The organism is Nocardiopsis valliformis DSM 45023, assembly GCF_000340985.1.
GTDB classification, from domain to species: Bacteria; Actinomycetota; Actinomycetes; order Streptosporangiales; family Streptosporangiaceae; genus Nocardiopsis; species Nocardiopsis exhalans.
In genome coordinates this window covers 19,803-28,951 of the sequence record NZ_ANAZ01000057.1, presented here as the reverse complement: position 1 = coordinate 28,951, position 9,149 = coordinate 19,803, and the positions used below count along the sequence as shown (strand labels likewise).

Sequence of the window (9,149 nt, the reverse complement as noted above, 5' to 3'; positions counted from 1 at the left end):
TGTTACGGGCTTGACACCCAGTCCAGAACGCTAACTACGCGGCCTTGAGGCAGTGACACCAATGTCAAGGTCAAGAGTGAGGCGGGTCACCCATGCTGATCGGGGAGCTTTCGGAGCGCACCGGAGTGAGCCGTAGGCTGCTGCGTTACTACGAGGACCAAGGGCTCCTGGAGTCCACCCGGTCCGCCAACGGCTACCGGGTCTACGAGGAAGAGGCTCCGCGCACGGTCCGGCACATCCGCGCCCTCCTGGACATGGGGCTGACCACCCGGACCATCGCCTCGGTCTTGCCGTGCGCTACCGGTGACGGGTCCGAACCCCTGGAACTGGAGATGTGCCCGGACCTGCTCGCGACCATCCGCCGTGAACTGGCCGAACTGGACGCGCGCATCGACGAGCTCCAGCGCAACCGGGGAACCCTCGCAGGGCAGATCGGCGGCTGAGATCCCCCGGCGGGACGGCTAGGAACGTGCGTCCATGGCCGGTCCGGCCTTGCGTACGCGCACGATCTGGGTCAGGACCGCGAGCACCGGCAGTTCCAGCAACGGGCCCGTCACCAGGGCGACCGCGATGAGCGGGCGGTCCGGAAAGGCGGCCACGGCGATCGCCAGGGCCACGGGGGAGTTTCGGGCCACCGATGTCATGGTGAGGGTGACCCGCTGGTCGGCGGGGAGCCGGAGCAACCGGCCAGCTCCCACCGCGACTAGCGGCATGACCAGAAAGAACAGAACCAGCGGAAGCAGGAGCATCGCCAGGTCGCTCAGGTGTGCCACCACCGTTCGGGCCTGCCAGGCGAACATGGCGAGGACCGCCGTGTACAGCAGTGGCAGCACCGAGGCGGAGAGCACCGGCATCACACGCTCGTCCCGCCACCGTGTGCCCTTCCACCGCCGGGCGCCCCAACGCACCAGCAAGGCGATCACCAGGGGCACCAACAGCACCAGCAGAACCGCTTCCACCAGGGTGCCGGTGCCGACCATCGCGGCCTCGCCGCCGAGCAGCAGCACGTACACCGGCAACAGCAGCAACTGGAGCACCAGGTTCACCGGCAGTACCGCCGCCGCGACCCCCATGTGCCCGCGGGCCAGTCCGGTGAACACCAGGTACCAGTCCGTGCAGGGGGTCACCAGCAGCAGGAGCAGCCCGATCCGAAGATCGGGGGATCCCCCCAACAACCCGGCTCCCAACGCCCAGGCGAACAGGGGCGTAAACACGAAGTTCAGCACCAGGCTGGCGGCGACCACCTTCCGGGCCCCGCGCGCCTGCCGTACCTGCCCGGCGTCCACCTGTGCGAACACCGCGGCCAGCATCACTATCAGCAGGGGCAGGACCAGGAAGCCCGCGACCTCACCCATCGGCCACAGCAGCCCGGCGCCCAACCCGAGGACGGCGGCCAGCGCCACGAACACACTCTGGAACTTCTCTGACGTGGACACGCTGTGGTTTCCCGCGGCTTCCCGGACGGCGACTCTGGACCGCCCACCCGCGCGGAACCCGGCGGTGGACGGCCCACCCACGCTAGCCGAAGGCGGTGAACAGGTTTTCCCGAGTCGGTGTCAGGCCGCGGGCGCCCAGAACCAGGACGAGGGCCCGCGGCCCCCCGACGTGAGGAGACCGGCCCCCGACCTTCGCGGATGCCCCTCATCACGGCTCTTCGCACCAGAGTCAGCCGGTGATGTCGCCGCGCTCGACGGCCGCCTGCCTCCTGGCTTCGATGTCCTCCACCAGTAGGTCGAGCATCTCCTCGGTCACGTCCAGACCGAAGGACCTCAGGTTGATCAGGGGCAGGGAACGGGCCATCTCCAGCAGTTCTCCGGGCACGTCGTCCAGGTCGGGCACCGAGGCGATCAGCTCCGCCATGACCGGCCCGCCGATCTCGTGCGCCCGCCACTCGCCGATGGTGCAGCGCTTCGTCAGCTTGCGCACATATCTGTCGCCTTCCGTGGTGACCTCACCCCTCAGCGGCAGGTCCCGTGAGGAGGCACCCACGGAGACGGTGTAGGTGCCCGCGGCCAGGGACCAGCGCTGGTCCCTGGAGTCCCACACGGACAGGTCGCGTCCGGTCAGCGGGAGCTCGACCCGCGCGCTCTCGCCTGGCTCCAACGCCACCTTCGCGAATCCCCGGAGCTCGCGCCGGGGCCGCGTCGGGTAGTCCTGCTCGACCCCCGTGTACAGCTGGGCGACCTCCTGCCCGGCCCGCTCGCCGGTGTTGGTGACGGTGAATGCCACCGTCCACGCCTTCCCCTCGCCCGGCGCCGTGCTGGGGGACACCTCCAGGTCGGAGTAGGTGAAACTCGTGTAGGTGAGCCCGTGCCCGAAGGGGTAGGCGACCGGCACGTCCAGGGTGTCGAAGTGCCGGTAACCGACGAACACACCCTCCCCGTGCCGGACCACACTGTTCTCACCGGGGAAGTTCAGGTAGGTGGCGTGATCGCGCAGCCGCACCGGGATGGTCTCGGTCAGCCGCCCGGACGGTGAGGCCGCGCCGGTCAGCACGTCCACGACGGCCGCCCCGCCGGCCTGACCCAGCAGCCAGCCCTCCACCACGGCGTCCGCCTGGTCCTGCCACTCGGCCACGGACACCACACCGCCGTTGGACAGCACGACCACCACCTGGCAACTGACCTCGCGCACCTTGGCGAGCAGCTCCAGCTGGGGCGCGGGCAGGTCGATCGTGGTCCGGTCGTAGCCCTCGGACTCGGCGGCGTCGGGCAGCCCCAGGAACAGTACGGTCGTGTCCGCCTCGCTGGCGGCCGCCACGGCGTCCTCGACCAGCGTCGGGTCGTCCGCCCCGTCCAGGGTGAAGCCGGCGGCGAACCGCACGCTCTTCAGCGAACCCGCCTCAACCGCCGCGCCGAACTCCTCCAGCGCGCTGTGCACCTTGGTCGGCATCACTCGTGAGGAACCGCCGCCCTGGTAGCGCGGGGTGCGGGCGAACTCGCCGACCACCGCCAAGGAGCGGTCCGTGGCCAGCGGCAGCGCGCCGCCGTCGTTCTTCAGCAGGACCAGCGCCTCGCGGGCGGCCTCCCGGGCCAGGGCGTCGTTGGCCTCGTGTTCCAGCGGACGCGAGGTGTCGGAACGCACCCGCTCCTGGAGCCGCTTCAGTCGCTCCACCACGGTGTCCAGCACGGACTCGTCGAGTTCGCCCCTCTCCACGGCCGCCACGATGTCCTGGTCCGTGCCGCTCGGCGGCATCTCCAGGTCGAGCCCGGCGCGCACCGCCGCGACCCGATCGACCACGGCGCCCCAGTCCGAGACCACCACACCCTCGAACCCCCACTCACCGCGCAGCAGGTCCGTCAGCAGCCACGGGTCCTGGCTCGTGTACACACCGTTGAGCCGGTTGTAGGAGCTCATCACCATGGCGGGTCCGGTGCTGCGGACGACCTCCTCGAAGGCGGCGAGGTAGATCTCGTGCAGCGTGCGGTCGTCCACCTCGGCGCTGACCCGGTGCCGGTCGGTCTCCTGGTTGTTGGCGGCGAAGTGCTTGACGCACGCGCCGACCCCCTCGGACTGGATGCCCTCCACCAGCGACGCGGCGATCCGCGCGGTGACGTGGGGGTCCTCGGAGACGTACTCGAAGTTGCGGCCGCACAGGGGCGAGCGCTTGATGTTCATGCCCGGGCCCAGGACGACGTCCACGCCCAGCGAGGCGGCTTCCGCACCCAGGGCCTGGCCGACTCTGCGGACGAGGTCGGGGTTCCAAGTGGAGCCCAGCCCGACGGCGGGCGGGAAGCAGGTGGCCGGAACACTGCTGCCGAGGCCGAGGTGGTCGCCGTCCTCGGGCTGCTGCCGCAGGCCGTGCGGGCCGTCGGACAGGTGGAGGGGGCGCAGCACGCCTTCCACGCCGGTGCTGTGCCAGGTGTCGGAGCCGGAGGTGACCGAGGCCTTCGCGGCCAGGTCGAGATGGGGGGCGTTACTCATCGGGGCCTTTCTCAGGTGGGGTCGGTGCCACCCGTGGAGTCGGTGCCGGTGGATCTTGCCGGGGCAGCGGGGGCAGCGGGGGCAGCGGGGGCAGCGGGGCCAGCGGGATCGTCCGGAACGGCGATGCCGAGCGTGCGCAGGAAGGAGACGACCGCGCCGCGCATGTCCACGGTGCCCGGGTCCAGGAGCCACTGGACCTGGAGCCCGTCCTGGAGCGCCAGGAACTGCTGGGCGGCCACCTCGGGGGTGGGGTGCGGTCGGCCCCCGAGGAGCTCGGCGAACGCCGGAACGAGGAGTTCGCGCAGGATCTGGTAGCGGCCAAAGAAGTACTCGTGCGCGGGGTGCGAGGGGTCGGTTGCCTCGGCCGACAGGTTGACGTAGAGCGCGACCAGGCCGGGGGTGCCCGTGTTGCGCTCGACGATCTTCACGATGTTGTCGATGAGTTCCCGGTGACTGATCCCCTCGTCCAGAACTAGGGGTGCGTCAACGGCGTCGCGCTTGCTCAGCACGTGTATGAGGGTGGCTTCCTTGTTGGGGAAGTGGTGGAGCACCCCGGCGTGGGTGATCCCGGCGTGCGAGGCGATGTCGCGTAGTGACACCGCCCGGTAGCCGGATCGGGAGAACAGCTCTGTGGCGGAGTCGATGATGCGCTGCCGGGTGCGCTCCCCCTTGCTCGTCCTGGGGTTCTGGCTCAGGTGCTGTCGGGCGCGCTCTCTGTCCGTCACGGGTGGCCCTCCTCGCAGGTCGTCACCAGTTCGTCTCGCAGGGCTCCCTTGGTGGCAGGGAAGGCCGGGAGGACCGCGAGGGCTCCGAGACAGCGGTTCCGGCACGCGTTCTCCCGCTCTTGCGGGACCCGGTCACCGTGGTGCACGGTGGTGCACGGCGACCGGCGCGAAACCTGCCATCTGGTTGATTTGTGGTGCCAGACACACTAGTCGATCTCCCGGAGGCCCATCAGGGCCCTGGACCCTGCCCGCCGGAGTGGCCCACGCGGACGAAGGGCCGCCTGAGGGCAGGCGGGCCACTCGCTCATCTCACCCCGCACATCCCCCGTGATCTTGCTACCAGAAGCAATTTCGGCGCGGTGGTTTCGATCGCACTGGCGGGCTGGGCGCGCCTGATCTCGCCGGGCCCGAGGGGGCAATCCCGGTACCCGGCGGTGCGGAGGCGTCTAACGGTTCGTCCGGAGGTCCCCGACGAGAGCCGTCCATTCCGCGATGGGGAACGACAGGTGACCCGCTTCCCGGTGCTGCGTATCGCGCACGTCCGCACCGTGGGCGGACTCGCGGGCCTCAACGCAATCGTTCGTCCCGCCGCTGTAGGAACTCTTGTGCCATTCAGCCTGCACTGTCCAACCTCTTCACTTCGTCGCGGACTGCCCGAAGGGAGCTCTCCGGGTCCCATGCCAAGCCTTGCAGGCTCCCGAAGAGCATGCGACGTCGGGCGACCACGGTTGCGCTGGTCAGGATGCGTCCCTCTTCGGCGCTTTCGACGTAGGCAAGCTCTGTTGAGTCCTGCAAGGTGATCACACGGAACGATCCGGAGTTGCCGGGGTGCCTGGGGTGATCAGCGGGCATGATCTGTAGGGTAATCCGCTCCTGCTCCGCAAGGTCTGCGAGGTGGGAGAGTTGTTCACGTGCTGTGATCACGCCCCCGTACCTTCGGCTCAAGAGGGATTGGTCCAGGACCAGCCACAGCAGCGGACGAAGCGCGTCTACGAAGTGGGTCGCCCGGGTCATCCGCTCGTCAACGCTTTTCGAGAGTTCGTCCGGGGAGAGCCACGGGGCGGACGCGGACACCAGAGCACGCGCGTACGCCTCGGTCTGTAGGTAGCTGGGAAAGGCCAGTGCTTGGTACTCCCAGACCGCTTGGGCGTCCTGGATCGCGGTAGCGATCTCCGAGAGCCATGGTGCCCGCCCGCTGCCGGTGAGGTCTTCCCACAAACGGGCGAGTCTGCCGAACCCGATCGCTTCGTCGAGGGCTTTGCGCAGCTTCGCGGACGGAGGGGCTTTTCCGCATTCAACGTCTGATATCTGGCTTTTGCTGCTTTGGACACGGGTGGCGAGCGAGGTCTGTGTTAACTCCGCCTCGGAGCGCAGGCGCGCGACCTCACGTCCGTAGCGCAGGAGAACTTGCTTTGGCACGGGGGGCATAGCTCCAGCAGATCACAAAGCGGACAGTTTCGGAGCGGTTCCGAAGAATTCCGAAGCAGACGGAAAGGCTCCGGAGGATACACAAGCTCCTTTACCTGGTGTGTTCCGGAAAGCAACACTACGAAGTGTCCTCAGTACCCTTCGGCTTCGGGAGGTTTCACGTGGTGACCGCATTCGCGACGGACACGACAGACAGGGCTGTTCTCGCGCTGCACTCCGCAATCCGTCGGCGGGGTGTGGCGGCCATGGACGGAGACCAGGTGGGCGAGGTTCGGGCAGAGCACGGGGGGCGTTGCATCGTGGTGCGGCTCTCCGAAGGCTGGTGGATCTCGGCGGTTGACGGGGGCGGTCGTACTGCTCCGATCGGCCGCGAAGGTGGGGAAGAACCCCTCGCCCGCTGGCTCACTGGCGAGCTCCTGGGGCGGATATGACTGCTCCGGTTCGCACGTTCGCTGATCTCGCACGGTTGACGCGGCCCCGCCGCCCTCAAACCCCTCCCCCTGGCCTGGGCGAGCGCCTACCGCTTCCTCGCAGGAGCAGGCCTCCGTCAGTATCAGGATGCCCACCGCACGATTGGAATCGTGCCCCTGGTTCCCGAATTCAACAGTGTCGCGCGTGCGGTATCACCCAGCGAGTCCCATAACCCTGACTGGAAAACTCCACATGTGCACTGACTGCGGCAAGCTGCTCAACACGTCCGGCGAGTGCCCTGACGGACATTTCTGAGCGCCCGTGCTCCGTCCCAGCGGTGCGCGAGTGGAGGGGCCCAGAACGTGCTCCGGGGGTTGCCGTCTAGGGGTGGACTGGCCACGCCCCCTTGCCGTTTGATACGCGGACGAGTCCGTGCTCAGCGAGAACAGTCATGGAGCGCTGTGCGGTTCCGCGTGATATGCGGAATTCGTCCTGTAGCTCCGCCACGCTCGGAAGCCGTGTGTCCCCGGGATAGTCCCCACGTTTGATCCTTGCCGCGAGGACGGCGGCGAGTTGGACGTACTTGGGTTCCGGACCTTCCTTGAGTCGGCTGTCCGGACCGTACCCGTCGGGAAGCGGTGTGGTCATGCCTTTTATCGTCCCATGCCGGGAAGGTCTGAACTGTATGGTCATCTCTGAACAGCATGGACAGCTCTGAACGGTTGCGGTAAGGTTACGCATGCCGATATGGCAGAGCCCGGCGGGTGTCGTTACCACCCCCGGGCCATGGTCAACGCTTATGGGAGCGTCAACGTGCACACTCTACTTGCCATGCTCGAAACCCTCGTGCGGTTGCTCCGTCCCGCCCGAGGGCTGCACGCGGCTCCGCGTGCCGTCCGTCGCGAGGTCCGCGAAGAAGCTCGTGCGGCGCGCGTCCGCCGCTACGCGAATCCCCTCCCGGCCCGCCCCGCGGGTCCGGGCTACGCCTGCGCACTCCCGGCCCCGCGCCGCCCCCTGGACGGAGCTCCGCCAGTGACGCTTCATCCCGCCTCGCCTGGCTACCTGTCCGTCGTCCAGCCGGAGGCAGCGAGCTCTCCGACGGACCTCGTGCGGGGCTACTACCTGGCCCACGAGGCACAGCAGCGGCACATGCGTGTTGACCATGGTCAGTCGGGTGTGGCCGTGCTGGAAGGGGTCGCGTGATGACCGTGAACCACAGCGCACAGAAGCTCCCCGGCGCGGAGCCGGGGGCTGGGGTCGTTTCCCCCGGCCTTCCGGCGGACATCCTGGCGGCGGAGGTGTCCCGTTTGATGGCGACGCCGGTGGTTCCGGAGCAGAGCGTGGTCGCGCTCCGGCGCACGGACAGCGCGTTCGACGTGCTCGACGGGTTGCTTCGCAGCGGTGCCCCGATCCCGCTCCACTGGCGGGTGAGCGGTGATGCGAAACGACGTGAGCCGGTGACCGCGCTCTACGACTCCGTGTCCGAGACGCTTCGTGAGGTGGGCGGGGCCGCGCAGTCCTTCGCCGCCCTCCGCTCCGCGTGTGCGCTGTGGCGCAGGCTCGACGCCGAGCTCCGTTCCGGTTCTCCGCTCCCCGAGCCCTGGCAGCGACGCCGGTAGCCGCTCCGCGAACACGACCCCGTCGGCACCGCCGACGGGGCTCTTCGCTGTCTGCCAGCAGGACCAGCGAAAGCACCTGCCACCAGCGCGGCCATTCGTGTTGCTGGTGGCAGGGTTCGTTCCGGTGCGGTCAGTCGAAGAGGTCCTCCGGACGGTCTGCCTTGACAGCCAGGGGAACCCACTTCTCGAGAGTGTCCAGGTCGGTGCAGGCTTCGATGCGCTGGCGTGTCGCCTCCGTGAGGGAGAATCCGCGCGTTTGGAGGATCGAGACCACGTTCCGGGTGGCCTCCGTGATCCGGCCTTCCTCACGGCCTTCTTCGCGCCCCTTCTCCTCGCCGATGCCGACGTACTTGCGGGCGAAGTCGCTCTGCCACTGGTAGGTTTCCACGGCCATCATGCCCTCCAGCTCCTTCCGGGCGGCCTCGTTAAGGCCGGCCAGTACGTAGTCATAGTAAAACGCCCTGTTCTTGTTCGCCGTGGCGTCCAGGGCCTCCAACACGGCTTCCAAAGTCCGGGTGTCGGTATCGCCGTGCGCGCGTGCCGACAGCACCGCCAGCTCGGGGAGCGCCCGCGCCTGTTCGCGGTCCACGATCAGCGGCATCTCGGCGGGTCCGATGGTCAACGGAGACAGGTCGAACCCCGGATGCCCGGTCTGGATCGGTGTGGCGCACCAGCGTGCGAGCGCCTCAGTCGGACACAGGACCACCAGCACGGCGGGGCACTCCAACCTGAGACGAAGTAGGGACAGATAGGCGGGCCAGGTCAGCCGCTTTTCGTAGTCACGCCCGTTCTGGCGCTCCACCACGACGGCCATAACGTGTCGGGCGCCGTCGCGCAGCAGAACGGCACCATCGCTGTTGAGCTCTTTGGGATCACAGTTGGTCAGCACCGAGCTGGTGTTGATCGCTTCGGTGTGATGCGGGATGTCGAAACCCAGGGACTCCAACAGGACGGGAGCCATGGCGGGCTGGTTCTGGACCAGCTTGAGCGGGATCTCGTGTTCTTGACCGGGCACAGGGGTTTCCTCGTGTGTGTTCGGTTC

Annotated in this window: 10 protein-coding genes; 3 read left to right on the top strand and 7 right to left on the bottom strand. The window is 68.2% G+C overall.

Translation table 11 applies throughout. From position 1 onward, the window contains the following. Nucleotides 1–92: 92 nt before the first annotated feature. Nucleotides 93–443 carry a MerR family transcriptional regulator gene (locus tag D457_RS0130545; protein WP_017584468.1) on the top strand — a complete coding sequence of 117 codons (351 nt, stop codon included), beginning with the start codon at nucleotides 93–95 and terminating at the stop codon, nucleotides 441–443. Between the two features lie 18 nt (nucleotides 444–461). Here D457_RS0130545 and D457_RS0130540 read toward each other — a convergent pair whose 3' ends face one another. The 6 genes from D457_RS0130540 to D457_RS35200 all read right to left on the bottom strand — a co-directional run bounded on the left by D457_RS0130540 (nucleotide 462) and on the right by D457_RS35200 (nucleotide 7,136). Beyond that, complete coding sequence (locus D457_RS0130540) at nucleotides 462–1,436, bottom strand: arsenic resistance protein (RefSeq protein ID WP_017584467.1); 975 nt, start codon at nucleotides 1,434–1,436, stop codon at nucleotides 462–464. Between the two features lie 229 nt (nucleotides 1,437–1,665). Continuing rightward, nucleotides 1,666–3,924, bottom strand: a complete 2,259-nt coding sequence (locus D457_RS0130535) for a glycoside hydrolase family 3 C-terminal domain-containing protein (protein ID WP_017584466.1) — start codon at nucleotides 3,922–3,924, stop codon at nucleotides 1,666–1,668. Nucleotides 3,925–3,935: 11 nt separating this feature from the next. Beyond that, nucleotides 3,936–4,649 (bottom strand): TetR/AcrR family transcriptional regulator, encoded by a 714-nt coding sequence (locus tag D457_RS0130530; protein ID WP_017584465.1) that lies wholly within the window; start codon nucleotides 4,647–4,649, stop codon nucleotides 3,936–3,938. 446 nt (nucleotides 4,650–5,095) lie between these two features. Continuing rightward, nucleotides 5,096–5,272 (bottom strand): DUF397 domain-containing protein, encoded by a 177-nt coding sequence (locus tag D457_RS35205; protein ID WP_017584464.1) that lies wholly within the window; start codon nucleotides 5,270–5,272, stop codon nucleotides 5,096–5,098. Beyond that, nucleotides 5,262–6,077, bottom strand: coding sequence for a helix-turn-helix domain-containing protein (locus D457_RS0130520; protein WP_026117186.1), 816 nt, complete (start codon nucleotides 6,075–6,077; stop codon nucleotides 5,262–5,264). The genes D457_RS35205 and D457_RS0130520 overlap by 11 nt, the downstream gene beginning before the upstream one ends. Before the next feature lie 792 nt (nucleotides 6,078–6,869). Continuing rightward, on the bottom strand, nucleotides 6,870–7,136 hold the full coding sequence (locus D457_RS35200; RefSeq protein WP_083926907.1) for a GntR family transcriptional regulator: 267 nt from the start codon (nucleotides 7,134–7,136) through the stop codon (nucleotides 6,870–6,872). A 183-nt stretch (nucleotides 7,137–7,319) separates the two neighbouring features. Here D457_RS35200 and D457_RS36065 point away from each other — a divergent pair, with 183 nt between their 5' ends. Then, on the top strand, nucleotides 7,320–7,691 hold the full coding sequence (locus tag D457_RS36065; protein ID WP_152514429.1) for a hypothetical protein: 372 nt from the start codon (nucleotides 7,320–7,322) through the stop codon (nucleotides 7,689–7,691). Further along, on the top strand, nucleotides 7,691–8,107 hold the full coding sequence (locus tag D457_RS0130500; RefSeq protein ID WP_051073081.1) for a hypothetical protein: 417 nt from the start codon (nucleotides 7,691–7,693) through the stop codon (nucleotides 8,105–8,107). Before D457_RS36065 ends, D457_RS0130500 begins: the two co-directional genes overlap by 1 nt. A gap of 130 nt (nucleotides 8,108–8,237) precedes the next feature. Here D457_RS0130500 and D457_RS0130495 read toward each other — a convergent pair whose 3' ends face one another. Continuing rightward, nucleotides 8,238–9,122 (bottom strand): hypothetical protein, encoded by an 885-nt coding sequence (locus D457_RS0130495; RefSeq protein WP_026117185.1) that lies wholly within the window; start codon nucleotides 9,120–9,122, stop codon nucleotides 8,238–8,240. Nucleotides 9,123–9,149 lie beyond the last annotated feature (27 nt).